At 52.5% G+C, this 26,611-nt stretch carries 23 protein-coding genes; 20 read left to right on the top strand and 3 right to left on the bottom strand.

Annotation, left to right across the window (positions count from 1 at the left end; all coding sequences use genetic code 11):
* The first annotated feature begins 642 nt into the window (after positions 1–642).
* From glnE to C8R31_RS11370, 5 genes are all read left to right on the top strand, one after another.
* Entirely contained in the window at positions 643–3,396 is a 2,754-nt protein-coding gene (glnE, locus tag C8R31_RS11390; protein ID WP_107694357.1) for a bifunctional [glutamate--ammonia ligase]-adenylyl-L-tyrosine phosphorylase/[glutamate--ammonia-ligase] adenylyltransferase, read from the top strand.
* A 248-nt stretch (positions 3,397–3,644) separates the two neighbouring features.
* Positions 3,645–4,565: a branched-chain amino acid transaminase gene (locus tag C8R31_RS11385; RefSeq protein WP_107694204.1), complete on the top strand. Its 921-nt coding sequence runs from the start codon at positions 3,645–3,647 to the stop codon at positions 4,563–4,565.
* 52 nt (positions 4,566–4,617) lie between these two features.
* Positions 4,618–4,824: a zinc-finger domain-containing protein gene (locus C8R31_RS11380; protein WP_107694203.1), complete on the top strand. Its 207-nt coding sequence runs from the start codon at positions 4,618–4,620 to the stop codon at positions 4,822–4,824.
* 202 nt (positions 4,825–5,026) lie between these two features.
* Entirely contained in the window at positions 5,027–6,403 is a 1,377-nt protein-coding gene (locus tag C8R31_RS11375) for a phosphomannomutase/phosphoglucomutase (RefSeq protein ID WP_107694202.1), read from the top strand.
* A 202-nt stretch (positions 6,404–6,605) separates the two neighbouring features.
* Positions 6,606–7,091 (top strand): low molecular weight protein-tyrosine-phosphatase, encoded by a 486-nt coding sequence (locus C8R31_RS11370; RefSeq protein WP_317652002.1) that lies wholly within the window; start codon positions 6,606–6,608, stop codon positions 7,089–7,091.
* A 124-nt stretch (positions 7,092–7,215) separates the two neighbouring features.
* Here the strand turns inward: C8R31_RS11370 and C8R31_RS11365 are convergent, their stop codons facing one another.
* Positions 7,216–10,089, bottom strand: a complete 2,874-nt coding sequence (locus tag C8R31_RS11365; RefSeq protein ID WP_107694200.1) for an Rne/Rng family ribonuclease — start codon at positions 10,087–10,089, stop codon at positions 7,216–7,218.
* 411 nt (positions 10,090–10,500) lie between these two features.
* Here C8R31_RS11365 and C8R31_RS11360 point away from each other — a divergent pair, with 411 nt between their 5' ends.
* Both C8R31_RS11360 and C8R31_RS11355 read left to right on the top strand, forming a co-directional pair.
* Positions 10,501–11,505: an RluA family pseudouridine synthase gene (locus C8R31_RS11360; RefSeq protein WP_107694199.1), complete on the top strand. Its 1,005-nt coding sequence runs from the start codon at positions 10,501–10,503 to the stop codon at positions 11,503–11,505.
* Positions 11,506–11,708: 203 nt separating this feature from the next.
* Complete coding sequence (locus C8R31_RS11355; RefSeq protein WP_107694198.1) at positions 11,709–12,659, top strand: S49 family peptidase; 951 nt, start codon at positions 11,709–11,711, stop codon at positions 12,657–12,659.
* Positions 12,660–12,834: 175 nt separating this feature from the next.
* On the opposite strand, the gene C8R31_RS11350 is transcribed toward C8R31_RS11355, so the two are convergent.
* Both C8R31_RS11350 and C8R31_RS11345 read right to left on the bottom strand, forming a co-directional pair.
* Positions 12,835–13,542: an SAM-dependent methyltransferase gene (locus C8R31_RS11350; RefSeq protein WP_107694197.1), complete on the bottom strand. Its 708-nt coding sequence runs from the start codon at positions 13,540–13,542 to the stop codon at positions 12,835–12,837.
* Positions 13,539–14,135 (bottom strand): Maf family nucleotide pyrophosphatase, encoded by a 597-nt coding sequence (locus tag C8R31_RS11345; RefSeq protein WP_181320568.1) that lies wholly within the window; start codon positions 14,133–14,135, stop codon positions 13,539–13,541. Before C8R31_RS11345 ends, C8R31_RS11350 begins: the two co-directional genes overlap by 4 nt.
* A gap of 228 nt (positions 14,136–14,363) precedes the next feature.
* Between C8R31_RS11345 and C8R31_RS11340 the strand changes: the two genes are divergently transcribed.
* The 13 genes from C8R31_RS11340 to C8R31_RS11280 all read left to right on the top strand — a co-directional run bounded on the left by C8R31_RS11340 (position 14,364) and on the right by C8R31_RS11280 (position 26,271).
* Positions 14,364–14,864, top strand: coding sequence for a DUF177 domain-containing protein (locus C8R31_RS11340; RefSeq protein WP_107694196.1), 501 nt, complete (start codon positions 14,364–14,366; stop codon positions 14,862–14,864).
* A gap of 21 nt (positions 14,865–14,885) precedes the next feature.
* Positions 14,886–15,065 carry a 50S ribosomal protein L32 gene (gene rpmF, locus C8R31_RS11335; RefSeq protein WP_107694195.1) on the top strand — a complete coding sequence of 60 codons (180 nt, stop codon included), beginning with the start codon at positions 14,886–14,888 and terminating at the stop codon, positions 15,063–15,065.
* A 63-nt stretch (positions 15,066–15,128) separates the two neighbouring features.
* Positions 15,129–16,190 (top strand): phosphate acyltransferase PlsX, encoded by a 1,062-nt coding sequence (gene plsX, locus C8R31_RS11330; protein WP_107694194.1) that lies wholly within the window; start codon positions 15,129–15,131, stop codon positions 16,188–16,190.
* Entirely contained in the window at positions 16,187–17,146 is a 960-nt protein-coding gene (locus tag C8R31_RS11325) for a beta-ketoacyl-ACP synthase III (RefSeq protein ID WP_107694193.1), read from the top strand. The genes plsX and C8R31_RS11325 overlap by 4 nt, the downstream gene beginning before the upstream one ends.
* 221 nt (positions 17,147–17,367) lie before the next feature.
* Positions 17,368–18,306, top strand: a complete 939-nt coding sequence (gene fabD / locus C8R31_RS11320; protein WP_375136132.1) for an ACP S-malonyltransferase — start codon at positions 17,368–17,370, stop codon at positions 18,304–18,306.
* 68 nt (positions 18,307–18,374) lie between these two features.
* Complete coding sequence (gene fabG, locus C8R31_RS11315) at positions 18,375–19,115, top strand: 3-oxoacyl-ACP reductase FabG (protein ID WP_181320567.1); 741 nt, start codon at positions 18,375–18,377, stop codon at positions 19,113–19,115.
* 168 nt (positions 19,116–19,283) lie between these two features.
* Complete coding sequence (gene acpP / locus C8R31_RS11310) at positions 19,284–19,520, top strand: acyl carrier protein (RefSeq protein WP_091139682.1); 237 nt, start codon at positions 19,284–19,286, stop codon at positions 19,518–19,520.
* 38 nt (positions 19,521–19,558) lie between these two features.
* Positions 19,559–20,797: a beta-ketoacyl-ACP synthase II gene (gene fabF / locus C8R31_RS11305; protein WP_107694190.1), complete on the top strand. Its 1,239-nt coding sequence runs from the start codon at positions 19,559–19,561 to the stop codon at positions 20,795–20,797.
* Positions 20,798–21,292: 495 nt separating this feature from the next.
* A complete protein-coding gene (mltG, locus tag C8R31_RS11300; protein ID WP_107694189.1) occupies positions 21,293–22,309 on the top strand; it encodes an endolytic transglycosylase MltG in 1,017 nt (338 codons plus the stop codon).
* Between the two features lie 280 nt (positions 22,310–22,589).
* Positions 22,590–23,537, top strand: a complete 948-nt coding sequence (locus tag C8R31_RS11295; RefSeq protein ID WP_107694188.1) for a CoA ester lyase — start codon at positions 22,590–22,592, stop codon at positions 23,535–23,537.
* 192 nt (positions 23,538–23,729) lie between these two features.
* Positions 23,730–24,920, top strand: a complete 1,191-nt coding sequence (locus C8R31_RS11290) for a malate--CoA ligase subunit beta (RefSeq protein WP_107694187.1) — start codon at positions 23,730–23,732, stop codon at positions 24,918–24,920.
* Positions 24,921–25,808 (top strand): succinate--CoA ligase subunit alpha, encoded by an 888-nt coding sequence (sucD, locus tag C8R31_RS11285; protein WP_107694186.1) that lies wholly within the window; start codon positions 24,921–24,923, stop codon positions 25,806–25,808.
* Between the two features lie 67 nt (positions 25,809–25,875).
* The gene (locus C8R31_RS11280) at positions 25,876–26,271 is read left to right on the top strand and encodes a hypothetical protein (RefSeq protein ID WP_107694185.1); all 396 of its coding nucleotides are present in this window, start codon (positions 25,876–25,878) and stop codon (positions 26,269–26,271) included.
* Positions 26,272–26,611: the final 340 nt, after the last annotated feature.

Raw genomic sequence — 26,611 nt, 5'->3', positions numbered from 1 at the left:
TATCTACTTTGAGAAGGGCACCATTAAGTACCATGCGGCTGAGCCTGTTCAAGGCACACGATAAAACGGTTAGACAGGCTTGGCAGGCTTTGTTCAGTCCCGCGTTCGAATGAGGATATACCATTCAATTATACCGGCGGTATTTTTTACTCATTCCAGCGCCGAATTCCGCGAGCTAGCGAACAAATGGCCGCAGCGTGTACGTTCGGCGCCATATGCGGTTCAGTTTGCGACTCATTTAGGAACTCATGTGACAACTGAGTGATAAAATCGTAATGATGACAAGCTGTCAGACAAACCCAAAAAACGTAGTAGCTTAGTCTACGATAACGAGGAGTGCAATGCAGCGAGCGTATATGTTCACCCGTACACCGAGCAGGGGCTCTCGCAAGCCAGTGCGTTGGAAAACCGAGGGCGAAACCTTGGAGTCGCACGCCGTGAATGAGGACTTCGCATGGCGGGTACGACTGTAGCGAAGGTGGGCGCGCCACGCTTTGCTTTCGTTGCCTCAATCCTGACCGGACCGCACATACGCTTCTCCGCCCTTCAGGTGCCCCCATCCCACGATTCCGTCGTTGATCATGGGCGAGTTGTCCAACGTACCGATAACCATGCAAGCCGATTTCCCGGGCAAAAAAATTGATTAAGTCTGCCCTGCCATTCAGCCGCTACCTGCAACGTTTACTGGAGAGTGAACCCGAGTTATTGCCCGATCTGGAGCAACACTTGGGTCACCCGTTTCTCCGGGACGAGATGCTCGCTTTTCTCAACGCTAACGCAAACAACACGAGAGATGAAGCGGGGTTGCACTACATCTTACGGAGCTTGCGCAAACGAGTAATGTCGCGTCTGGTGGTGCGTGATCTCGGCGGGCTGGCTAATCTTAAGGAAGTGATGACGACAATGACCGATCTGGCCGAAGTTACCATCGCGTCCGCACTCGAACATCACCGGCAGTGGTTGACTGATCCCGGCCGTTTCGGCCAACCCACCAGCGGGGGGAACAACAGCTCGAACCAGGGACTGCTGGTCGTCGCCATGGGGAAGCTTGGGGGGAATGAACTCAACGTTTCCTCAGACGTGGATCTGGTTTTTATATATCCGGAGGACGGCGAGACCGACGGTTACCGGCGTATCTCAAACCAGGATTTTTTTTCCCGTCTCGGGCGAAAACTGATTGGCAGCCTAAACGATATTACGTCCGACGGATATGTTTTTCGCGTCGATATGCGCTTACGGCCTTATGGCGAAAGTGGCCCGTTGGTAATGAGCTTTGCCATGCTAGAAGAGTATTTTATTGCGCAGGGGCGGGAATGGGAACGGTACGCGTGGATCAAGGGCCGGGTCATAGCCGGTCCTGTAGCGGCAAGACAGCCGCTTGTGGAACAGATAATGCAACCGTTCGTGTTCCGGAAGTATCTGGACTTCGGCGCCTACGAATCCATGCGGGCTCTTCACGCGCAAATCCGGCAGGAAGTGAACCGGCGGGAAATGCATGAGAATATCAAGCTTGGACCGGGCGGTATCCGCGAGGTGGAATTCATTGCGCAGGTATTTCAACTCATACGTGGCGGACGCGATATCGATCTTCGCATCCAGCCGACATTATTGATATTGCAGCGTCTGGGAGAAAAACAGCATCTGCCGGAAACAGCCGTCGCCGAACTGTCGGCCGCCTATTCCTTTCTGCGCAATCTCGAACACCGCTTGCAGTATCTTGATGATCAGCAGACCCAGACCCTACCTGATGATCCGGCGGATCAGGCGCTGATAGCACAGTCTATGGGCTTCCCGGGGTATAACGAGTTTTTGCAGCGGCTTGAGAGTCATCGCGACAATGTTACTCGCCACTTCGAGAAGATTTTCGCACCGCGGCAGTCCAAAGCCCCCGATATGCTGACATGGTTGTGGCAAGGAGAAGGAGAGGGCGGGGAGATTGCGGCCGAGGCCCTCTCCACGCAACTGGTCAAAATGGGGTTTGCCAACCCAAAAAACATGCTGGACCGTTTGAGCGAATTTCGTAAAAGCGCCCGGTATCGACAACTGCCAACGTCAAGTAAAACGCGAGTAGACACCCTTGTACCACTTCTTATTGAAGCGGCAGCCAGATTCCCGTCCGCTGATATTACGCTTGAGCGTTTGTTGGGATTGCTGGAGAACGTGAGCCGGCGTGCGGCCTATCTCGCACTACTGGGGGAGCATCCCCAAGCGGTGGAACGGGTAGCCAAGCTTGTGAGCGCGAGTCAATGGGCGAGCGAATATCTTGGACGCCACCCGATTTTGCTGGATGAGTTGCTTCACCCCGGTGATGTCAAAAGCGCGCCCGACTGGTCCCGATCCAAGACCAGGTTGATTCATCAATTAAAGGACGCAGGTGGACCTTCGGGCGATGATCTCGAGCAACAGATGGATGTACTGCGCGACTTTCATCATTCCCGGATATTCCAATTGCTGGCCCAGGACTTGGAAGGAATGGTCCCTCTGGAAACGTTGAGTGACTATTTGACCGATCTGGCGGATCTTATGCTTGAGAACGTGTTGCGACTGGCATGGGCAGGGTTGAGGAAGAAGCACCGGGAGGAACCGGCTTTTGCAATTGTCGGCTATGGCAAACTGGGTGGCAAGGAACTCGGTTACGTGTCGGATCTCGATATCATTTTTTTGTATGACGATCCTCATCCTGATGCGCCGGAGATATATGCGAGGCTGAGTCAGCGCATCAACTCCTGGCTTACCAGTTATACTTCAGCTGGATTGTTATATGAAACCGATTTACGCTTGCGCCCCAACGGCAGCAGTGGCTTGCTGGTGAGTTCGATCGAAGCTTTTGATCAATATCAGCGGAAGCAGGCATGGGTCTGGGAGCATCAGGCGTTAACCCGGGCGCGTTTCGTAACTGGTGATACTCAAGTGGGAAAAACGTTTGAGCGTATCCGCGACGAGGTTCTTCGCCAGCCACGCGAACTGCCGGCGCTCAAGCGCGACGTGCTGGCGATGCGGCAAAAGATGTTGGAAGCCCATCCCAATTCAAGCGGACTTTTTGACGTAAAGCATGACCGTGGCGGTATTATTGATGTTGAATTCGTCGTGCAGTATCTGATTCTGGGTTACGCTTGCGAGCATCCCGGACTGACTGAAAATATCGGCAATATAGCCCTGCTAAAACTGGCATCAAATCTGGGGCTTATCCGTAGGGAAACCGGCGAAAGGGCTCTGAGTGCGTACCGGGAATTCCGGCGCGTGCAACATCGGTTAAGATTGAGCGGGGACGCAAACCTGACGGGGCCGGCCTCAACGGGTAACAAATCACAAAAATTTGTGCGGGTCGAAGTAGAACAGTTTGGTATCAGCATCGCCGCAGTGCTGCAGCTATGGGGTGAAGTGTTAACCCCTTAACCTTCTCGCCTCTCGCATCGATACGTCATCTGGTCACAAGTTGGCGGACTCCCGTTTTATTCTTTTACTACCGCATGCCGGATTTTCTCGGTCGGCCGTGCTCAATACCATGGATTTTCGCTCTCCCGGCTTCCATGACCGGCATGTTGCTGTGCGCGCCTTGACACCCATTCCTGCCCCCGCTGCGCCATTTTTAGTTGAGAAATGCGTTAGAATACGCGGGTCCCAATCCTTTCCGGAGTTTGTGAATGTCAATGGCTGACCGCGACGGTGTAATCTGGAGCGATGGTAAAATTATTCCGTGGCGTGATGCGACTACACATGTGCTTACACACACGCTGCATTATGGAATGGGTGTGTTTGAGGGCGTGCGTGCTTACGAGACACCGCGGGGGCCGGCGATTTTCCGCCTGAAGGAGCATACCAACCGTTTGTTCAACTCGGCGCATATTTTCATGATGAAAATGCCCTATGACCAGACAACTCTGATGCAAGCCCAGCTGGATATGGTAAGGCAGAACCAGCTGCAATCATGTTATATCCGCCCAATTGTTTTTTACGGCTCGGAAGCCATGGGGATTTCAGCTAAAACGCTCTCGGTGCATATCGCCATCGCAGCATGGCCATGGGGCGCATACCTTGGCAGCGATGGTCTGGAAAATGGCATTCGAGTCAAGACGTCGTCGTTTACGCGACATCATGTGAACGTCAATATGTGCCGTGCCAAGTCTGTCACGACCTATGCTAATTCCATACTGGCCCATCAGGAGGTAGCTCACGACGGATATGATGAGGCGCTTTTGCTGGATGTAGATGGCTACGTGGCGGAGGGAGCGGGGGAAAACATATTTATTGTCAAGCAAGGCAAATTGTATACTCCCGACATGACTTCGTGCCTCGACGGCATAACCCGTGCTTCTATTGTAGAACTGGCGGGAGAGATTGGAATTCCGGTAATTGAAAAGCGGATTACACGCGACGAGGTGTATTGCGCAGATGAGGCTTTTTTTACGGGTACAGCGGCGGAAGTAACGCCCATTCGGGAACTGGATAACCGGAAAATTGGCAACGGAACGCGCGGCCCCGTTACGGCCCGACTACAGGGCATGTTTTTCGACTGCGTCAGCGGCAAGACCGACAGTCATGCTGACTGGCTCACGTATGTTTGATGATCCACTCTATGTCATCCAAATAAGAAAATAAGGAAATAAGGGAATATCGATGCAGAATCAGGCCACCGATAACAAACAGCGTGAAATTGAGGTTACTGCCGATGATTTACCGCTTCACTGCCCCATGCCATCCATGCTGTTATGGAATTCGCACCCGCGCGTATTTCTGCCGATAGAAAACACGGGCGAGGCGCTGTGCCCATATTGCGGAACGCGCTACGTGCTCAAGGGCGGGGCGGTTGCAGGTCACCATTAAATTTTCCAGCTTGGCTAACCCTTGTAGATTGTGATTTTACCAAGGGATTCGCTATTCCTTCATGCCCGCCCGCCTTGTCTGCCCACCAGTCGATCCCTCCACAGCCTATCGGAGGCTTTTTCGTTCTGGAGTACCGAGCGCTATTGAAAGGAGCGCGTATTGTCCCGTCTGAATTGGCGGGCTCACTATTTCCATATATATCATGCATAAACTTCCGCACGAAATCTTCAAGGCCTATGACATCAGGGGCGTTTTCCAAAAAACCCTAACCGCAGAACTGGTTGAGGCTATCGGACACGCTATCGGCTCTGAAGCGCAGGCGCGCGGGATCTCATCAATCGCGATCGGCCGGGATGGCAGATTATCAGGTCCGGAGCTTGCAAATGCGCTGGTGAGAGGCCTGCAAAAGAGTGGAGTTGATGTAATAGACGTGGGCATGGTTGCTACCCCTATGCTCTACTTCGCCGCGCACACACTGTGCAATTATTCTGGTGTCATGGTGACTGGCAGTCACAATCCTCCGGACTATAATGGTCTAAAAATGGTGCTAGGTGGTGAAACTTTAGCTGCAGAGGCGATCCAGGGCTTGCGCGCGCGCCTCGAAAATGATGACTTCACATACGGTAGCGGCGAGTATCGCGAGCACGACATTGCTGAGACATATCTCCGGCGCATCACTGCAGACGTACGGCTGAAGCGTCCTATGAAAATAATAGTTGATTGCGGCAATGGCGTGCCTGGCGCGTTCGCACCCACGCTATATCGCAGACTAGGGTGCGAGGTAACCGAGCTGTTTTGTGAGGTCGATGGTACTTTTCCTCATCATCATCCAGACCCGTCCGTACCCGAGAATCTTAGAGACCTCATCCGTGCGCTTAAAACCACCGACGCCGAATTAGGACTTGCTTTCGACGGTGATGGTGATCGCGTGGGGGTGGTTACCAAAAGCGGCGCGATTATTTATCCGGACAGGCAGTTGATGTTCTTGGCGGCTGATGTATTGTCAAGAAATCCAGGGGGGAAAATCATTTTCGATGTGAAATGTACTCGAAATCTGGCACCGTGGATTCAGCAACACGGCGGCGAGCCCATCATGTGGAAAACGGGGCATTCGTTTATCAAGGGGAAATTGAGAGAAACCGATGCGTTGCTGGCCGGGGAAATGAGCGGCCACATATTTTTCAATGAACGCTGGTATGGATTTGATGACGGCCTTTATGCAGGCGCCCGTCTGCTCGAACTACTCAGTTTCCACGCAGATATCGACGAGCAATTCGCCGCAATTCCCGACGCGCTGAGTACGCCGGAGTTGCAGATCAGATTGAGCGAGGGAGAGAACTACGCGGTTATCGCACGACTGCAAAATACTGCGCGCTTTGATAACCCTGAAAACATTGTCACTACGGATGGATTGCGGGTGGAGTATAAGGACGGTTTCGGCTTGGCGCGGTCATCGAATACCATGCCCGTGATCGTGCTCCGCTTTGAGGCCGACAATGAGACCGCATTAAAGCGCATACAGGAGGATTTTCGTAGGGTCATTTTACAGGCTAAGCCGGATGCAGAATTGCCATATTAACGTGATTGAATGAAAGGAGAGGTCGCTATATTTCTGCCAGTGCGACGTATCGGCTTTAATTGTCGCCGAACCGTGCAGATGAGTGGAATTATTTGGAAAGGTTCCACCGCCGTCGGGCGTATGGAGTATGGAAAAACATTATTATTGAATTGTGATGATGAGCCTGGGAGAAATTAAAAAAGTTAATGTCTTGTTTGTTTGCATGGGTAACATCTGTCGTTCACCCACAGCGGAGGCCGTATTCAGACAACAGGTCAAAGCCGCTGGCTTCGAGAAAATGATTTACATCGACTCGGCAGGTACACATGATTATCATATCGGCGCACCGCCGGACGAAAGAGCACAGAAAGCGGCAGTACGCCGCGGTTATGAAACAAACGACCTACGCGCTCGCCAAGTAAGCGAAAAAGACTTCGATTTTTTTCATTATATCCTGGCGATGGATAGAGCCAATCTTGCTGTACTCAAGCGTGAGTGCCCTCCTGAACACAGCCATAAGCTTGCGTTGCTGATGCAGTATAGCGATAAATTTTCGCATGATTTGGAAGAGGTGCCTGATCCCTATTTTGGGGGAAATCAGGGGTTCGAACACGTCTTGAATATGGTGGAAGACGCGGGGCGCGGATTGCTTAGCCGGATCCGCCAGCAACTGGAACACGATCCGGTACAGCACGGTACTTACCGTTAAATTCATTTTGCGCGCTATGCGAATCACGTGGACGAGCGTTCGAAAATTGTCCGGTGGGCTCTGACTCTGAAAATCGCGGGAGTCCATGTCCGCGCTTTTTCAGAGGTCCCTTAGGATGCAATCTTCACTTATGCGTTTCGACTTGCACTAACGGCTCATCCGGTTCCACGGCCGGAGCCGATGGAACTCTTTTTCGGCGACGTTGCGGCAGTAACGGTTCCTCAGCTGAACCCTGTTCGACGGGCTTTATTTTTTCGGGAATAGTCTCAACCATGACGAGACCGCTCGCGACCAGATCCAGGGGTTCTATTACCGGGGGTGGCTTGGGAGTAGGGAATTCTTGTCCTTCCGTTGTGTAAGGATGTTCGGCAACTTGCGTTGCAGGTTTTTCCTGCTGTATTCCGATTGCTTCGACTGCTTCGACTGCTTCGACTGCTTCGACTGCTTCGACCGCTTTGACTGCTTCAACCCTTTCGACTGTTTCGACTGTTTCGACTGTTTCGACTGTTTCGAGTTTTTCTGCTTTTTCAGTCTCAGCAGGCTCAAGCAGCGTTCCTGAACCAGAGACGGGAAGGCCTGGAGTGAGCTCGGGGGCAGGCTCTTGAACAGGTTCCTCTCGGTCCGACCCAGCTTCACGCCCGCCTGCCGGTTCTGCCTGTGCCGCGTCAGAGGCTGCCGGTACAATTACATCCACAGCCTCCTCTACGGATAAAGATTCAGAATGGGGGCTGACTTCTTGGCCGGAAAGTGTCATCTCCTCTAGCGATAGAGGAGGAGTCAGAGCGACTGTTAAAGGCTCCGGGGGTGGTGCGGAAATGATTGCCGGCACCGGACCTGCATCGATTACCTCGGCCGGTTTACCTTCTCGCGCAGGCCGATCCAAACGTTCGGCTCGTTCGCGCTGTCTTCCCCCACGACGCCGGCGTCGCCCCCCTTCTTCGCTTTGCTGAGAGCCTTGTAAGCCCTCCTGAGCAGCAGGCTGTTCCTCTGCCGGCAATTTGCCCTCGGAACGTATCTTCTCGTCCCGCGGTGGACGTGGATGTTTTTTTTGCGCGAATCGTTCACTCTGCAGTTTGACTTCGGTGCGCTCGGGACGCTGAGGCACCGCGTCATGGGTTGAGCCTAAAGCATCGTCCGCGTTGATGCTTCGTTCGCCCCGGTGATCGCCCACGCGTTGGGGAGTCCGCAGCGATTTCTCATTTTCCTCGCGCCCTTCGCGTCCACGTTCTCGCCGTACTCGTCCGCGCTCCGGCCGTTGCGCCACTGTAGTGGCCGGAGCCGGCCGCACTTGTTTTTCCGCTCCCCCCATTTGCTTGAACCAGCCGAATATTTTATCCACAAAGGATATTTGCTCGGGTTCGTATTGCGGTTTTGGCGCTCGTATCGGCGCGGGTTGTGACGGCGTGATACCCCGCACCGCTGCTTGTTGGCGAACTGGCTTGGCTTCTGGCGCAATTGATGGCAAAGCAACGTCCTGAGCCGGTTTTTCTACCATCTGATAGCTGGTTTGAATTTCGCTAAGCTTTACATCGTCATGACGCAAGCGAGTAATGCTGTAGTTCGGCGTTTCAAGATGAACGTTCGGGATCAGTACCACATTTACTTTTAATCTCGCTTCAACTGCATGGATTTCCGACCGTTTCTCGTTTAGCAGATAGGTGGCGACGCCTACCGGCACCTGGGCATGAAGTACGGCGGTATTCTCTTTCATCGCTTCTTCCTCGATAATCCTGAGGATATGCAATGCAGAAGAGTCAGTGCCGCGAATATGACCGGTCCCGTGGCAGCGAGGGCATGTGATATAGCTGCCCTCGCCCAGCGAAGGACGTAAGCGCTGGCGTGACAGTTCGAGTAAACCGAAGCGGGAAATTTTGCCCATCTGAACACGTGCGCGATCATAACGCAGCGCTTCATGCAACCGGTTCTCCACCTCGCGCTGATTGCGCGCTACTTCCATGTCGATGAAGTCGATCACCACCAGTCCGCCCAGATCCCGAAGACGCAATTGCCGTGCGATTTCATCTGCAGCTTCAAGATTCGTATGGAGTGCGGTCTGCTCAATATCTGAACCGCGAGTGGCTCGTGCAGAATTTACGTCCACGGACACCAGCGCCTCGGTGTGATCAATAATGATTGCGCCGCCGGAAGGCAGCGTGACCTGCCGCGAATAGGCAGTCTCGATCTGGTGCTCGATTTGAAACCGGGAGAATAGCGGAACATCGTCGCGATAGAGCTTGACGCGGCCCACGTTAGCGGGCATGACATGGCTCATGAACTGGCACGCCTGTTCGTAAATACTTTCCGTATCAATCAGGATCTCTCCGATCTCCTGGTGAAAGTAATCACGAATTGCACGTATTACCAAGCTGCTTTCCTGGTATATCAGAAAAGCGCCGCTTTGACTTTTGGAGGCGTCTTCGATGGCGCGCCAAAGCTGGAGCAAATAATTCAGATCCCACTGCAACTCTTCTTCGCTACGACCTATGCCAGCAGTCCGAGCGATAATACTCATGCCTGCGGGGATACTCAATTTCGACATGACATCGCGCAATTCAGCGCGATCTTCCCCCTCTATTCGCCGCGATACCCCTCCACCGCGAGGGTTATTGGGCATCAGGACCAAATAACGGCCGGCGAGGGAGATATAGGTGGTAAGAGCGGCCCCCTTCGTTCCACGCTCATCCTTGTCCACCTGAACGATGAGTTCCTGGCCCTCATGAAGCGCATCTTGAATGCGGGTTCTCGCCGGTTCTGCGCTTTCCTTGAAGTACGAGCGGGATATTTCCTTGAATGGAAGAAACCCGTGCCGTTCGCCGCCATACTCGACAAAAGCGGCTTCAAGGCTGGGCTCAAGACGGGTGATGACTCCTTTGTATATATTACTTTTGCGTTGTTCCTTGCCAGCAGACTCAATGTCAAGATCGATCAGCTTTTGGCCATCGACAATAGCGACACGAAGCTCTTCCGGCTGTGTCGCGTTAAATAGCATGCGTTTCATTATATGCCTCCCGCGCTCTGGTCACGGGTAGACAGCCTACGCGCAAGGGAAACAAATATCCTTACACGTATAAGAGAATATTTAGTCAGGCAACTTGATCATGGTGTCGGGCTGCGTATAAAAGATGACGATGACTATTTCTCTGGCTTGTCACTGAGGCCCTGCTTTTCTTGAAGCAGAACCTGGAATTAGTTTCAATCAGGTTTCGACTATGGCAGCCCGCGAACAGGCGCTACGAAACTGAAAACTGAAATCGACGTGTGCTTTGAGCGCGTAAATCCATTACTATCGCTACTTTATTGGTGAGCGACTTTAACCAGATTTTCGGAGTCGGCTCTTGTCCATGTGGGACAAAATCCCATCAACAGCGCCATTTTGCGCACCGGATAAAGGATAGGCTGGAACTCCGATTTGGTAAGTATAAGTAGAATTAAGGATTTAGGCAAAAAAATTCCACTGAGTGCTGCGGTCACGGAAATTATAGGTGAGGACAGCAAGGGTCAGCGTATTGACAATTTTTTGATCAAACGCCTTAAAAATATACCCAAGAGCCATATCTACCAACTGCTGCGCAGCGGGCAGGTGCGGCTCAACAGTAAGCGCACTCGCCCTGAGCATCACCTTCAATTAGGCGATGCCGTTAGAATTCCCCCGGTGAGAATGGCGGAAAGGAGTTTTCCGCTAGCGAAGAAAGTAACTGCCAGCGGGTTTATTCGTTTCAATATTCTGTTTGAGGATGAGGCACTGCTTGCCATTAACAAACCGCCTGGCGTCGCGGTTCATGGTGGCAGCGGGGTGAGCTTTGGGGTGATTGAACAATTGCGTGCCCAACACCCGGAATGGAAGTTTCTGGAGCTTGTTCATCGCCTCGACAGGGAAACATCCGGCGTTTTACTGCTCGCCAAGACCCGCCCGGCGCTGGTTGAACTACATGGGCAGATTCGTGCGGGGGCGATGATAAAACGCTACCTGGCGCTTGTGAAGGGTAAGTGGCGCAACCAGAGACAGAACGTAAAGCTGCCTCTAAATAAATATCTCACCGCGGCGGGCGAAAGACGGGTGGCGGTAGCCGACGGCGCCGGATCAGAGGGAGTGCCAGCTCATACTGTTTTCAGCCTCAGGAAGGCCTGGCAGGACTTCAGCCTGCTGGAGGCGGAACTAAAAACCGGCCGTACTCATCAAATTCGCGTTCATCTTGCTTACCTCGGGTTCCCTATCGCGGGTGACGACAAATACGGGGATTTTGCCTTGAATAAGGAGCTGGCCAGACGGGTTCCGGGGCCCAGTCTTAGTCGCATGTTTTTGCATGCTCTCACGGTTGAATTGACTCATCCTTTAACGGGCGAGCGGCTCTATTTGGAAGCGCCCCTGACGGACGAACTGCAGCGCTTCCTGCTTGGACTGAATTCCAACTGAGCGACGTTTGTTACCAGCAAACCCTGGCTGGATGGAAATACTCACTTAATGTTGATCTTACCCGCCCGCGTCTCTTCAATATCGCACTCATGGTGCGATATCGAATGGATGTGCGAAAATGAAGAAGAAGGGCACGACCGAATTGGTTCCCGAGGCTGTTTTGCAGGTCTGGTACCTTACTTTACTTGAAGGATTGAATCATTATGGCTGATGCGGAAAACCGGACGGAAGGATGGGAGAAGCAGGTACTTGAGAAGCTGGCGCTCGCGTCTCTGCAAGAACATCGAAGAACGCGTCAGTGGAGTATATTTTTCAAATCTCTTACTTTCATCTACTTGTTTATTCTTTTGTTTCTCGCTACGGATTTGTTTACCGGTGATGAGATGTCGAGGGTCCGCAAGCATACCGCCCTGGTTGAGTTGCGCGGCGTGATTTCCCCTGATAGCGTGAGTAGCGCCGATAATGTTAACGCGGGCTTGCAACAGGCATTCAAGGATGCGAAGACTCAGGGTGTGATTCTGCGAATCAATAGCCCCGGTGGCAGTCCGGTGCAGGCGGGCTACATCAACGATGAAATCCGGCGTCTGCGCGCCGAGTATCCTCAAATTCCGCTTTATGCCGTCATCGAGGATGTTTGCGCCTCAGGTGGTTATTACGTGGCGGCCGCTGCCGACAAGATTTACGTGGATAAAGCCAGCGTCGTCGGCTCGATCGGGGTGCTAATGAACGGGTTCGGTTTTATGGGTGCGATGGAAAAGCTCGGTGTCGAGCGGCGATTGATCACGGCAGGGGAAAACAAGGCCTTTCTTGATCCTTTTTCTCCGCTCAATTCGCAACAGGAAAAATATGCTCGGGAAATGTTGAGCGATATCCATGCGCAGTTCATTCAAGTCGTGCAGCAAGGGCGAGGCGCCCGATTGAAAGAAACGCCTGAAATGTTCAGCGGCCTCGTCTGGACAGGTCAGAAAAGTATCGAACTTGGACTTGCCGATGCCATGGGCAGTGCGGAGTATGTCGCGCGGGAAATCATCAAGGCCGAACACATTGTCGATTACACAACCCGGGAAGGGTTCACTGAGCGATTGGCGAGGCGTTTTGGCGCAGTGGCCGCAGAGACGCTGATCAGTACCGGATTCGGCTGGGGATTGAGATAGGCTTTACCTTTCGATGAGGTAGAGAAGCGAAGGGGTCTGGCCGGATCAAGCCACGTACGATACCAGGTCGGGTTTGAGCGCTGCGGCTGGGTCTGCGGGCGGTACCGTCTTCGCAGCCCCATCATTCTTGAGCAACGTTGTTATTCATAAACTGCCGTAGAGGATGTCTCCAGTTCTAGCCGTGCAGGAGGAAAACGGCGGGCTGATTATGCAAATCCGGCAAGGCCTGTTTCCAGTCATTAATTGTTCTGGTAGAAATATACTCTCCCGCCAAGGTGAGATTGGACGCGACGCAGAGGATCGTGTCGCCCCGACATGCATGCAAGATGGACTCCAGCAGTTTCTGGTTCCGATATGGCGTTTCAATGAAGATCTGGGTTTGGTCGCGAGCAATGGAGTCTTTTTCCAGCTGAACCAGCTTTTTGGCACGTCGGTCGGGCTCCACTGGCAGGTAACCGTGAAACACGAACCGTTGACCATTCAATCCGGAGGCCATCAGCGCGAGCAGTATCGAAGAGGGCCCGACCAATGGCCTTATCCGGATATTTTTTTGGTGAGCGAGCCGCACTAAACCCGCTCCGGGGTCGGCTATCGTGGGGCAGCCGGCTTCCGATAACAGTCCGGTGTCATTCCCTGTGAGGACCGGCGCAAGTAGCTTTTCATACTCTGTGGCGCGGGTATGCTCATCCAGAACCTCCATTTTGATTGTCTGTATCGGCAAGACACAACCAATTTGTTTCAAGAATTGCCGAGCGGTTTTTGGGTGTTCGACGATGAAATGGCCAAGCCCTGCTACACATTGTCGGACCGCAGGAGGGATTGCCCAGGCGATGTCCCCCAAACCAAGCGGGGCAGGAATGAGATAGAGAATTCCGGCGTTCACACTACCTCAATCCCCTCGTGTACGAGCATGTCCGACAGCGCAATCAACGGTAACCCGATCAACGCGCTGGGGTCGTCACTTACGATACGTTCGATTAATGCAATACCTAATCCTTCGGCTTTGGCACTTCCAGCGCAGTGATATGGCTGTTCCTTATCCAGGTAATTATTAATTTGCCGATCACTCAATTGACGGAATTTCACGTGGCTTGGGACAAGCCGGGTCTGGAGGCGGTCTGTCTGGCTGTTAAGCAGGCTTAGCGCGGTGAAAAATACGACTTCTTTTCCGCGGACATGCTGCAGTTGGCGCGTCGCATTCTCTCGATTCAGAGGTTTGCCGAGCTGAATGCCTTCCAGGACCGCTACCTGATCCGCGCCAATTATCAGTGCACCGGGATGAGTAATCGCGACTGCTCGAGTTTTCGCGGCGGCCAGGCGCAAAGAGGTAACATCAGGGCTCTCGCCTGCCAGGGGCGTTTCTTCTATATCTGGATTGGCGATTTCGAATGGAATCTGCAGCCGTTGAAGCAGTTCGCGTCGATATATCGAACTGGAACCCAAAACAAGCTGCTGGCCGATTTGTTGTGTTTTCAAAGCTTGTTATTGGAGATTTTGACACTCGGGAGCAAAAAATATATTATGCTCGACGTATACATGGCTTAAAAAAATCAAATATCTAAAGTGCCCGTTTGTCAATTGTATCTTATAAACATTATTAACGGGATGTTTGTCATCACATTGATAATTAGGTAAAAAACTGAAGCGGGGAAGCCGCGCGCAGAGCAAGTGCCCCTCAAGTTGATTTTGTAATATTCTACCTTTATGCCGGAAAGGCTCATCATAGATCCTGTCGATTTTGCCCATCATGCGGAGACGCATCATGGTAAAATCGCACTTTCCGAGTTTGAACGGTTACACGATTATCTGGCCGCGAATAGCGGAGAGTTGCAGTACGGCGTTACCGGCGGCGTTGATAAAGACGGCAAGCCAGTCTTGCAAATTTCGGTGAGAGGGAAAATAACCCTTCGCTGCCAGCGCTGTCTAGGTGATCTCGGGCATGTGCTCGATTTGAGCACAGTGCTGCTGCTGGCACAAAATGAAAATGAGCTTTCGCGCCTGGACGAAGATGAATCAGCTGATTGCATTTTGGCCACGCGTGAAACAGATGTTCTGGGACTGATCGAGGACGAAATAATTCTGAGCCTGCCGATTTCTCCACGGCACAACGAGGCTGAATGCTCGTTTGCCGCCCTGGATGGCCAGGGTGGTATAGCACGCGACAAGCCGCTCGCCGCATTAGCGGGGCTGAAAAAATTGCATTAAATTTCTTTAGGAGTTGAACGTATGGCAGTCCAACAAAACAAAAAATCTCCATCCAAGCGCGGTATGCACCGCTCGCATGATTTTTTGACCAGTTCACCGCTAACGGTGGATACCGGCACGGGTGAAGTGCATTTGCGCCATCATATCAGTCCCAACGGTTACTATCGCGGCAAGAAGGTCGTCAAGACAAAAGAAGATTAATCATTTCGCCCCCACCGTTCTGAGGCTGCTAGAAGCTTATCCCTGCCTTGAGGGCGCTCAAAATTGGATATTACCGTAGCCGTAGATTGCATGGGCGGCGATCATGGCCCGCAAGTGACGGTTCCCGCAGTCGTCGATTACCTCCATCGTAATCCCGGAACCGACATTGTTCTGGTAGGGCTGCCCGATGTTATCGAGTCAGAGTTGAGGGCCCTCAAGGCTACGCCGAATCCGAGGTTGAGAATTCAACCCGCAAGCGAAGTGGTCGGCATGGACGAGTCGCCAGCGCTTGCGTTACGCGGCAAAAAAAATTCCTCGATGCGAGTTGCGCTTGATCTGGTCAAAAGCGGCGCGGCTCAGGCATGTGTCAGCGCAGGTAACACCGGCGCATTGATAGCGACCTCTCGGTTTGTTCTGAAAACCCTTCCCGGCATCGACCGCCCGGCGCTCGCCGTCGTGCTGCCGACGATAAGAGGACATACCTATGTTCTCGACCTGGGCGCCAACGTCGATTGTAGCGCGGAGCACTTGCTTCAATTTGGCGTAATGGGGGCTACGCTCGTCGCTACTGTGGAGAACAAGGAGCGGCCCAGCATCGGCTTGCTTAATATAGGCGAGGAAGAGATCAAAGGTAACGAAGTGGTAAAGCAGGCCGCGGAACTGCTGCGTGACAGCGGCCTGAACTTTTACGGCAACATCGAGGGTAACGATATTTATAAAGGAACGACGGACGTGGTTGTGTGTGACGGCTTTGTCGGCAATGTGGCATTGAAGACGTCGGAAGGGGTGGCGCAAATGCTCTCCACCTTCCTCCGGGAGGAGTTCAAAAGAAACCTCCTCACTAAATTTGCTGGACTCGTCGCGTTACCGGTCATCAAGGCATTCAAACGTCGTGTGGATCACCGTCGTTACAATGGCGCGAGCCTGCTGGGATTGCGCGGCATCGTCATTAAGAGTCATGGCTCGGCTGACCGTCATGCGTTTCGTTTTGCCATCGCACGAGCGGTGGACGAGGTTCGTGGCGGAATGCTGCGCCGAATGAGCGAAGGCGTGGCGCAGTTGCCGGATCATCTGAAAAATCCATCAGCAAATCCCGGACCGTTGACCGCAGCGAGTCCGGTATGAGGTACTCGAGAGTCATAGGAACAGGAAGCTACTTACCGGAAAAAGTCCTTACCAATCAGGACCTCGAGCGCATGGTGGACACGAGCGATGAGTGGATACGCACTCGTACCGGGATTGCGCAGAGGCACATCGCGGCGGACGATGAAATGGCGAGCGATCTAGCGCTGAAAGCCAGTCGTGAGGCGATAAAGTCGGCGGGGATTGGCCTGGAAGAAATCGATCTGATTATCGTGGCTACCACGACGCCGGATGTGATTTTTCCAAGTACGGCATGCATTCTGCAGAATAAACTGGGTGTCGGAAACTGCGCGGCATTTGACGTGCAAGCGGTATGCAGCGGTTTTATTTATGCGCTAGCCACAGCCGATATGTTTATACGCGCAGGAAAATGCCGTTCGGCCCTTGTGGTCGGCACCGAGATCTACTCGCGCATACTCGACTGGAGCGATCGCAGCACCTGCGTGCTGTTCGGTGATGGCGCTGGCGCCGTTGTGCTGAGGCAAAGCGACACCCCTGGAATCATTTCCAGCCATTTGCATGCTGACGGCAGCCACAGCAGTATTCTTTCTGCACCCGGCAGTATATGTGGGGGTAAGATTCAAGGTCGGCCCTTCGTCGTGATGGAAGGAAATGCGGTTTTCAAATTTGCGATAAAAGTGCTTGAAGAGGTAGTGCAGGAGGCCCTCGCGGAAAACAATTTACAAGTCTCGGATATTGATTGGCTGATTCCTCATCAGGCCAATATCCGCATTATTATTTCCACAGCAAAAAAATTGGGCATACCGATGGAAAGGGTGGTTGCCACCTTGGACAAGCAGGGCAATACTTCCGCTGCCTCTATTCCGCTGGCGCTGGATATCGCCGTACGCGACGGGCGTATCAAATCCGGTCAGCGGATCCTTCTGGAGGGCGTGGGGGGTGGGTTCACCTGGGGGGCAGTATTGATGATTTGGTGATGAATTGCCTAGGCAAGTCACTAAACCGGAATTCCAGATCGAATAATTTCCTGTTGGAAGTCCGGATATTTCCGTCAAAACCCGTCGCGCTGCTGGGTCAAACGGCATTAGAGGCAATCAAGTTCCAGTTTGTCATTATCCATGTGGTTGAAGCACCATGAATCCATCTGCCAATCCCGTAGGCTCATCTCGTTAATATGCTGACAGCAACGGAACATCCCCTGAAATTCGCATGTGTTTTTCCTGGTCAAGGATCGCAATCGCTAGGGATGATGGCGGGTTATTCGGATTTCCCCATCGTGCGTGAGACATTTGTGGAGGGCTCCGATGTTCTTGGGGAGGATTTTTGGGCGCTGATTAACGATGGTCCGGCCGATAAACTTAACCTGACTATTAATACCCAGCCCCTCATGTTAATCGCCGGCATTGCAGTATATCGCGCTTGGCAAAGCCTCGGCGGACCTGAGCCCATGTTGTTGGCTGGCCACAGTTTGGGCGAATACAGTGCATTGGTCGCGTCCGGTGCCATGGAATTTGTCGACGCACTGCCATTAGTGCGTTTTCGAGCAGAGATAATGCAACAAGCAGTACCTGAAGGTGTTGGGGCGATGGCTGCGATTCTGGGCTTGGCTGATGAGGTGGTGAACGCAGTCTGCGAGGAGATTTCAAATTCTTCCGACGGGGAGTTGTTGGAACCAGCGAATTTCAATTCTCCAGGTCAGATAGTGATCGCCGGTCACAAGGGGGCTGTTCTGCGCGGGATGGAACTGGCGCAAGCCAAAGGCGCAAAACGCGCAATAATGTTGCCGATGAGTATTCCCTCGCATTGCTCCCTGATGGTGGCAACGGCAGATAAGATGCGGCAGCGGCTCGAGTCAGTTGCATTGAGATCTCCGCGGGTACCGTTGTTACATAATGTGGATGTGCAGCCGCACGAAAATGACCGGGATATAAAAAATGTCTTGGTTAAGCAACTGTTCAGTCCGGTGCGCTGGACAGAAACTATCTGCTCTTTGGCCGCAGCTGGCGTCGGATACGTGGTGGAATGCGGACCTGGCAAGGTTTTGTCGGGTCTGAACAAACGGATACATTCGAATTTGCACAGCCTGGCGCTGACAGACAGTGCGGCGCTGCGGCAGGCAGCAGGCATATTTGTCTAGTTTTACGTCCGTGAAGTTTTCCTGCGCAAATGGTTCTTATTGACCCTAATTGAACAGACTGGAGAATAATGCTTCAAAATCAAATAGCGTTTGTAACCGGAGCCAGCCGGGGCATCGGGCACGCCATCGCACTCGAACTGGGCAGCAGAGGCGCCACTGTTATTGGCACTGCCACTACAGAGGATGGCGCTCAAATCATCAGTAATTACCTGCAGGAAGCCGGCGTCAGCGGTAGAGGAATGGCACTGAACGTAAATAATCCCGCTCAGATGGAATCCGTTCTTAAGGTCGTGCACGAGGAATTCGGAGATATTACAGTATTGGTTAATAATGCAGGTATTACCCGCGACAACCTGCTTCTTCGGATGAAGGATGAAGAATGGGACGAGATTCTGGAAACTGATTTGAAATCAGTGTTTCGTTTGAGTCGCGCGGTGCTGAGAGCGATGATGAGGTCTCGTTTTGGCCGCATCATCAACATTTCTTCGGTCGTGGGCGCGACAGGTAACATTGGACAAAGCAATTATGCTGCCGCCAAAGCCGGACTCATTGGCTTCAGTAAATCGTTAGCGCGTGAAATAGGAAGCCGCAACATTACAGTTAATTGCGTTGCTCCAGGTTTCATAGCAACCGACATGACCCGCTCCCTCACCGAAAAACAGCAGCAATACCTTATGCAACAGATCCCGCTTGGCAGACTGGGTCAACCCGAGGATGTGGCATCAGCCGTTGCATTTATCGCTTCACCGGCCGCGGGCTATATTACGGGGGCGACGCTTCATGTTAACGGTGGTATGTTCATGGATTAAGGGCTTACCCTTATATATCACCCGTTAATATCTTGCGTTACTCAGCACTCAGACTATCGCAGCCGATGAGCCAGCAGGCTTTTTGCTGTTGGCAGGTGCTGCGATTTTATTAATACCGAAAACTTGCTAGAATAGCGGCGTTTTTCTTACCGGAGAAGAGGTAACTAGATGGAAAATGTAGAACAGCGTATAAAAAAAATCGTGGCTGAGCAATTGGGCGTTAATGAGGCCGACGTCAAGAGCGAGTCTTCTTTCGTAGATGACCTCGGTGCGGATTCGCTTGATACCGTGGAACTGGTCATGGCCTTGGAAGAAGAGTTTGAATGTGAGATTCCCGACGAACAAGCAGAAAAAATAAATACCGTTCAACAAGCCATAGATTATATCAACGCTCACACCAACTAATATCTACTTGCTTCGCGCATACCGAAATCGGAGTCATCTTGTCCAAACGTAGGGTGGTTATCACCGGGATGGGCATCATATCGCCCGTGGGTAACACCATTCCAAATGCATGGGCCAATGTTCTTGCCGGAAAATCGGGTGTTGGACGTATCACGCGTTTCGACGCTTCCGCATTTGCTTCCCAAATTGCAGGGGAAGTGAAAGATTTCGATGTTACGGATTATCTCTCCGTAAAAGATGCGCGCCGGATGGACGTCTTTATACATTACGGCATGGCAGCGGCGATCCAGGCAGTAAAAGACGCTGGTATTGAGGATGCTCGGCATGATGCCGAGCGGATCGGCGTCAACATTGGCTCTGGTATTGGCGGGTTGTCGATGATTGAAGCTACGCACGACGCATATCACAGTGGTGGCCCGCGCAAAATTTCGCCTTTCTTCATTCCTAGCACGATTATCAATATGATTGCCGGAAATCTGTCGATCATGTTTGGCTTCAAGGGGCCGAATCTGGCTATCGTCACTGCCTGCACCACCGCGACCCATTGCATTGGCGATTCCGCTCGCATGATCGAATATGGAGATGCGGACGTGATGGTCGCCGGTGGCGCCGAGTCATGCGTTACACCCCTCGCCATCGGTGGCTTTGCCTCGGCACGCGCGTTGTCCACTCGCAATGATGATCCCGCGACCGCCAGTCGTCCGTGGGACAAGGACCGTGATGGCTTCGTTCTCGGTGAGGGCGCGGGAATACTCGTTTTGGAAGAAATGGAACATGCAACACGCCGCGGGGCGAAGATCTATGCTGAGCTAGCAGGCTTCGGTATGAGCGCGGATGCCTATCACATGACTGCCCCGTGCGAAGATGGAGAAGGCGCCGCGCGTTGCATGACCAATGCTTTGAAAATGGCAGGGGTAAATGCGACCGAAGTGGACTACATTAATGCTCATGGCACTTCGACGCCACTCGGCGATATTTCGGAAACGATAGCGGTTAAACGCTGTTTTGGTGATCATGCAAAAGAACTGGTGGTGAACTCTACAAAATCCATGACCGGCCACTTGCTTGGCGCGGCAGGCGGAGTAGAGGCCATTTTTTCCGCTCTCGCGGTATACCATCAGGTTTCGCCGCCGACAATCAATATCTTTGACCAGGATCCCCAATGTGACCTGGATTATGTAGCAAATGCTGCCCGAGAGATGAAGATTGGCGCCGCAATGTCGAACTCCTTCGGCTTCGGCGGTACAAACGGGACGTTGATTTTCCGCAAAACGTGACTGTTATCACCAGAGACCCCCAAAAACCCATTGGGGCGACGGCGTCATGATGCGGAGGGGGTGCGTCAAAAGTGTAGGCGCCAAGAATGCAGTCGTAGCAAGGCGTTCCCCAAAAAAGAGGCAATCCGGGAGGGGAACGGCGCCGGTGGCGTGGCGGCAGCATTCCATCACTGCCCGATTTTCCTTCACGCAGTTGGGGAAAGGCTTTACAGCGGTCCGTCTGCCACGGGAACTCGTGCCAGAGAGGTCCAAAAGGAAAGCCCGAACCACCGAAAGTTCATCCACTGTTCGTTCACAACGGTTTTACGTCTCTCATCTCCACGGGCGCCGGCAGCAAAAAAGGGGCCCAGCTTATCCAGATCGTAACAAGCTTTGTGGCTATCGCACTTTCGAGGGTGGGTTTGTTTTAGAGCATTCCGCCGAGCACCCGGGCTTTCGCCGAGATTTGCATGGTAATGCACTCTCTGAGGGACCGGGACACAGGCTCCGCTACCTATGCGCACCTTAAAACGCCTGATCGTCGCCCTATTTATAGGCATCCTGCTGGTTATAGGGTGGCTTGCCTACCAGTTCACTGCTCCCGTTCGGCTTCCGGTCATTCCATACGAGTTCTCGATTAAGCAGGGCAGCAGCTTAACCAGCGTTGCAAATCAATTAGCCAACGCTGGAATTCTGGGTGATGCGCGGCTATTCATATTGTTGTCGCGAATCAAGGGGCTTGCCTCGTCCGTAAAGGCGGGCGACTATGAGTTGGCTGCGCCCATTTCACCACTTGAGCTGCTTGAACGGATTACGAAGGGTGATATCACTCAAAGCGAGATAAAATTCATAGAAGGCTGGACATTTTCACAACTCAGGCAAACGCTGGATGAGCATCCCGCGCTGCGGCACGATACCGCCAACCTGAGTAGTGGTGAAATCCTGCAACTCATCGGTGCTACCGAAACGGCGGCGGAAGGTTTATTTTTCCCGGATACCTATTTTTTCGCGCGGGGCAGTAGCGACACCGCAATTTTGAAGAGAGCCTATCGCGTGATGAAAAATCATGTTGATAGCGCATGGGACCAACGTGCGGCCGATCTGCCGCTGAAAGCTCCGTATGAGGCCCTGATTCTTGCCTCAATCGTTGAAAAAGAAACCGGCAGAGAGAGCGACCGTGGCATGGTGGCTGCCGTATTCGTCAATCGGTTGCGGTTTAACATGCTGCTGCAAACTGATCCCACAGTCATTTATGGGATGGCCGACAAATTTGACGGAAACCTGCGTAAGAAAGATCTTTTAACTGATCAGGTATACAACACCTATACGCGTCGTGGTCTTCCTCCAACTCCTATTGCTTTACCTGGTTTGGCCTCTATCCACGCTGTGCTCAACCCTGCGAAGACGGATGCGCTCTATTTTGTTGCAAAGGGGAATGGTGAATCTCATTTCTCCACAAATTTAGCAGATCATAATCGCGCGGTATTGAAGTACCAGAAAGCACCGAATGCAGCACCAAGGGCAGTAAAGTGAAACCCTTCATATCCACTCGGGATAATGTGCCGGCGATTTTGCGTTAGGGCTGGCCGATCAAGCTCGATGTGGGGGAGATCGCTTGTACGCTTACGTTATGAAAGTATGAATTGAACATTCCCCCCTAGAAAAGTAAAATAGCGCCCTATTTGATAATAAACAACAAAAAAGAACAGGCAAGATTGCGTTCTTTTTTCAGCCGATGCTGGGAAAAGCCAAAGATCCCCGACTTTTTCTCGTCACCCCGCTAATTTTTAGTTAATTCCAACGGAATAGGTAAATGAGCCATACATTATATGAAGCTGCCATCGTGCGCGTACAGCGCTGTGAATTAGCTGTACCCGGTTCAAATCCGGGGATGTTTGAAAAGGCGATGAAAAGCGGTGCGGATTTTGTTTTTCTTGATCTTGAAGATGCCGTTGCCCCGGACGATAAACTCTCGGCTCGCCGGAATGTCATTGAAGCACTCAACGATCTGGACTGGAGGGCTCATGGAGTAACTATTTCCGTGCGTATAAACGGGCTGGATACACAATACATGGTTCGCGACGTAGTTGATCTGATCGAAAAAGCGGGCGACAGGATCGATACCCTGTTGGTCCCAAAAGTTGGCGTTTACGCGGATGTATATATGGTGGAGGCGATGCTCAATCAGTTGGAGATGCAACAAGGGCTCAAGAGCAGAATAGGTGTCGAAGCATTGATCGAAACAGCCTTAGGTATGGCGAATGTAGACGATATTGCCCGGAACGGGGCGCACGGCCGCCTCGAAGCGCTGCATTTTGGCGTAGCCGACTATGCGGCTAGTAACCGGGCCCGCACTACAAATATCGGTGGACTGAATCCCGACTATCCGGGAGATCAATGGCATTACGCTATCAGTCGTATGACCGTCGCCTGCCGTGCCTACGGCCTGCGTCCCATTGATGGCCCGTTTGGCGATATTAAAGACCCCGATGGCTATAGGCTGGCAGCAAAAAGGGCCGCTGCTCTGGGTTGTGAGGGAAAATGGGCCATACATCCCTCACAGATCTCCCTTGCGAATGACGTGTTTACGCCGCCGGCAACGGAGGTGGAGAAGGCGCAACGTATTCTGGCCGCGTTGGAAGAAGCGGCAGCTCAAGGGAAAGGAGCGGCCGCGTTGGATGGGCGTCTCATCGACGCTGCTTCCGCGAGGATGGCGAATAACGTGGTTAAAATGTCGGAAGCTATCGGCGCCAGAGGCTAGTGCTCTGTTCAGAGCCGCTTTCAAGCGGCTTTTCTTTTATCTTAATCACCGGTTGAGTCAGAGTAATATCGCGAACAACGTCGAACGCAGCCGCTGTCTTCATGCAGCAGGATCGAGTGGCGCTGGCTCGGCAGCGGGCGGGATAGTTAATTGAACATCCATTGAATATCTATAAACGAATAAGGTGATGCATTGGATATACACGAGTATCAGGCAAAAGAGATTTTGACGAAATATGGCGTAAAGATCGCAGAAGGAGGTCTGGCTTACAGCCCTGAGGAGAGCGTGCAGCGGGCCCGGGAGATCGACGGAAATGTTTGGGTGGTAAAAGCACAGATTCATTCCGGCTCGCGCGGCAAAGCGGGCGGCATCAGGGTATGCAGATCGCATGAAGAAATAAAAGCGGCCGCAGAGGAATTACTCGGCAAAATTTTGGTTACTCGTCAAACGGGGCCAATGGGTAAGGTTTGTTCACGGGTTTATGTCGAAGCAGGAACTCAAATCGCGAAAGAAATGTATCTCTGCTTTCTCATAGATCGCAGTTCCGAACGAATTGTCATGGTGGGATCCGCGCAGGGAGGAATGGAAATCGAGGAGTTGGCCCAAACCGATCCTGACGCTATCAAAAAGATTTTTATTGAACCCGCGGTTGGTCTCCAGGATTTTCAGGCGCGCGAGATGGCTTTTGCCTTGGGGCTGGAATCGACACATTTGAGTCACGCGGTTAAAACCATAAGAGGTTGTTACCGTGCCATGCGTGACCTGGACGCAAACATGCTCGAAATCAATCCGCTCGTTGTCACCGGGACCGGTGAACTGATCGCGCTCGATGCGAAAATGAGCTTCGATGACAACGCCTTGTTTCGGCGACACGAAATCGCTGAGTTGCGGGACAAAACCCAGGGGGATACGCGCGAAGTCGCTGCTGCTGATCATGGCTTGAGTTATATCGGCCTGAACGGCGACATCGGTTGCATGATCAATGGTGCCGGTTTGGCGATGGCCACCATGGATATGATTAAACTGGCAGGGGGAGAGCCGGCAAATTTTCTTGACGTTGGAGGGGGTGCGTCGGCTGAGCGTACGGAGAAGGCCTTTCGTCTGGTTTTGGCTGACAAGGGCGTCAAAGCAATGCTGGTCAATATATTTGCGGGAATAAACCGTTGTGACTGGATCGCGGAAGGCGTCGTGCATGCGGTGAAGAATATCGACATGCAGGTCCCCCTGGTCGTGCGGTTGTCGGGCACCAACGTTGCCGAGGGCCAGCGAATCATTGCTGAAAGCGGGCTGCCCATCATTACAGCGGGAACATTAGCGGAAGCGGCCGAGAAGGTTGTTCACGCCCGTAACGAAGTGATTGCGAAAGAGTGTGAAGGAAAATAAATGGCAATCTTAATTGACGAGAGTACACGTATCGTAGTTCAGGGTTTCACGGGCAAAACCGGCACCTTCCATGCGCAGGACATGATTAATTATGGTTCCAATGTGGTCGCTGGTGTGACTCCTGGCAAGGGCGGACAGCAGCACTTGGGGTTGCCGGTATTCAATACGGTAAAAGAAGCGGTGCTGCAAGTCGGGGCAGACGCCAGCATTATATTCGTGCCACCGGCCTTTGCCGCGGATTCAATTATGGAAGCGGCTGATGCCGGCATCAAGTACTGTGTGGCGATCACCGACGGGATTCCAACGCAGGATATGATGACAGTTAAAAATTTTTTGCGTCGCTTTCCTTTCGGAGAAAGAATGGTACTCACCGGTCCAAACTGTGCCGGTACCATTAGCCCAGGCCGCGCGATGCTAGGAATCATGCCCGGCCATATCTATCTTCCAGGTGATGTTGGAATTGTTGGCCGCTCGGGAACGCTCGGGTATGAGGCGGCCGACCAGATGAGGATGTTGGGTATCGGAATCTCGACTTCGGTTGGTATCGGCGGCGATCCCATTATCGGCAGCTCGCACCGGGATATCCTTGAAAGATTTGAAGAGGATCTCTATACCAAAGTAGTGGTTATGATCGGTGAGATCGGAGGCCCGCAGGAAGTAGAAGCCGGAATTTTTGCCAAAGAACACATGACGAAGCCCGTGGTCGCTTATATCGCCGGTTTAACCGCGCCGGAAGGCCGTCGCATGGGACATGCTGGTGCGATCATTTCCTCGGCCGGTGAAAGTGCCGCGGAAAAGGTCGCTGCTTTAAGGGATCTTGGTGTAACCATCTCGCCGACCCCTTCTGCCATCGGCGACACAGTTGCGGCAGTGCTGGCCAGGATGTAGAGTGTGATTAGAGGAGGGTGATAGCCCGAACTGCTTGTCCGGTGCGCTGTTAAAGCGGAGGCTGAGAATGGCATTTGGCTGGATGACTGCGTTAAAAATAATTCCATGGGGAAGCGTACTCGAATCCGCGCCCCATATTGTCAAGGCGGCGAAGCAACTTTTTTCTGCGGTAAAGACTGATACGAGCGGTTTTTCGGCAGAGCGCGGCTCATCCGGCGATGATGGAACGGTGAGCCTGGAAAAGTTGAATAAGCGTACGCGCCTTATCGAAGCAAAACTCGTTGAATTGAGCGATGAGCAGAAATCGTCAGCGGAATTGATCAAGTCGCTTGCTGAGCAAAATGCGCTTATCGTTGACGCTATCGATGTTTTCCGGGTTCGCGTCAGGATATTGCTTATTGCCTGTATATTTCTGATCACAGTGCTGTGTGGCCTGATATTCTGGCTGGTGATTAATAAGTGAACGTCCTTTGAAATGGCCATGTGGACGAGGTTTTAGCGTTTGCATAGAGGACGATGGCCTGTGTAATTCTCCTGTAATTTTCTTGACACAACAGGGGGATGCGGGTTAGGCTATGCGGCGTTTTAGAGTAGGCTGGGATTGCCCTGGGGGATTTATTGGGCGGACCGGATTGAAATAGGGATGGACCGCGTGCCGGTAATAATAAGATCAATAAGATCAGGGGCGGCGCCGGTAAGTTTAAGCAAAAAAAATTACTACGGAAGATAGGAGAGAAGAGATGGCATCGAAGCCTTGGCTGAGGGTGGTTACGCTGGCATGTGGAGCGCTGTTGAGCGCGACT

Origin of the sequence: Nitrosospira sp. Nsp2 (assembly GCF_003050965.1) — a bacterium.
Taxonomy (GTDB): Bacteria; Pseudomonadota; Gammaproteobacteria; order Burkholderiales; family Nitrosomonadaceae; genus Nitrosospira.
This window is presented reverse-complemented; position numbering and strand designations above follow the sequence as displayed.

Excerpts from the sequence above, each read along its gene's own strand:
- C8R31_RS11385 (WP_107694204.1), top strand. The coding sequence starts at position 3,645 with ATGTCAATGGCTGACCGCGACGGTGTAATCTGGAGCGATGGTAAAATT.
- C8R31_RS11380 (WP_107694203.1), top strand. The coding sequence starts at position 4,618 with ATGCAGAATCAGGCCACCGATAACAAACAGCGTGAAATTGAGGTTACT.
- C8R31_RS11375 (WP_107694202.1), top strand. The coding sequence starts at position 5,027 with ATGCATAAACTTCCGCACGAAATCTTCAAGGCCTATGACATCAGGGGC.
- C8R31_RS11370 (WP_317652002.1), top strand. The coding sequence starts at position 6,606 with ATGGGTAACATCTGTCGTTCACCCACAGCGGAGGCCGTATTCAGACAA.
- C8R31_RS11365 (WP_107694200.1), bottom strand. The coding sequence starts at position 10,089 with ATGAAACGCATGCTATTTAACGCGACACAGCCGGAAGAGCTTCGTGTC.
- C8R31_RS11355 (WP_107694198.1), top strand. The coding sequence starts at position 11,709 with ATGGCTGATGCGGAAAACCGGACGGAAGGATGGGAGAAGCAGGTACTT.
- C8R31_RS11340 (WP_107694196.1), top strand. The coding sequence starts at position 14,364 with ATGCCGGAAAGGCTCATCATAGATCCTGTCGATTTTGCCCATCATGCG.
- rpmF (WP_107694195.1), top strand. The coding sequence starts at position 14,886 with ATGGCAGTCCAACAAAACAAAAAATCTCCATCCAAGCGCGGTATGCAC.
- C8R31_RS11325 (WP_107694193.1), top strand. The coding sequence starts at position 16,187 with ATGAGGTACTCGAGAGTCATAGGAACAGGAAGCTACTTACCGGAAAAA.
- fabG (WP_181320567.1), top strand. The coding sequence starts at position 18,375 with ATGCTTCAAAATCAAATAGCGTTTGTAACCGGAGCCAGCCGGGGCATC.
- acpP (WP_091139682.1), top strand. The coding sequence starts at position 19,284 with ATGGAAAATGTAGAACAGCGTATAAAAAAAATCGTGGCTGAGCAATTG.
- mltG (WP_107694189.1), top strand. The coding sequence starts at position 21,293 with ATGCGCACCTTAAAACGCCTGATCGTCGCCCTATTTATAGGCATCCTG.
- C8R31_RS11295 (WP_107694188.1), top strand. The coding sequence starts at position 22,590 with ATGAGCCATACATTATATGAAGCTGCCATCGTGCGCGTACAGCGCTGT.
- sucD (WP_107694186.1), top strand. The coding sequence starts at position 24,921 with ATGGCAATCTTAATTGACGAGAGTACACGTATCGTAGTTCAGGGTTTC.
- C8R31_RS11280 (WP_107694185.1), top strand. The coding sequence starts at position 25,876 with ATGGCATTTGGCTGGATGACTGCGTTAAAAATAATTCCATGGGGAAGC.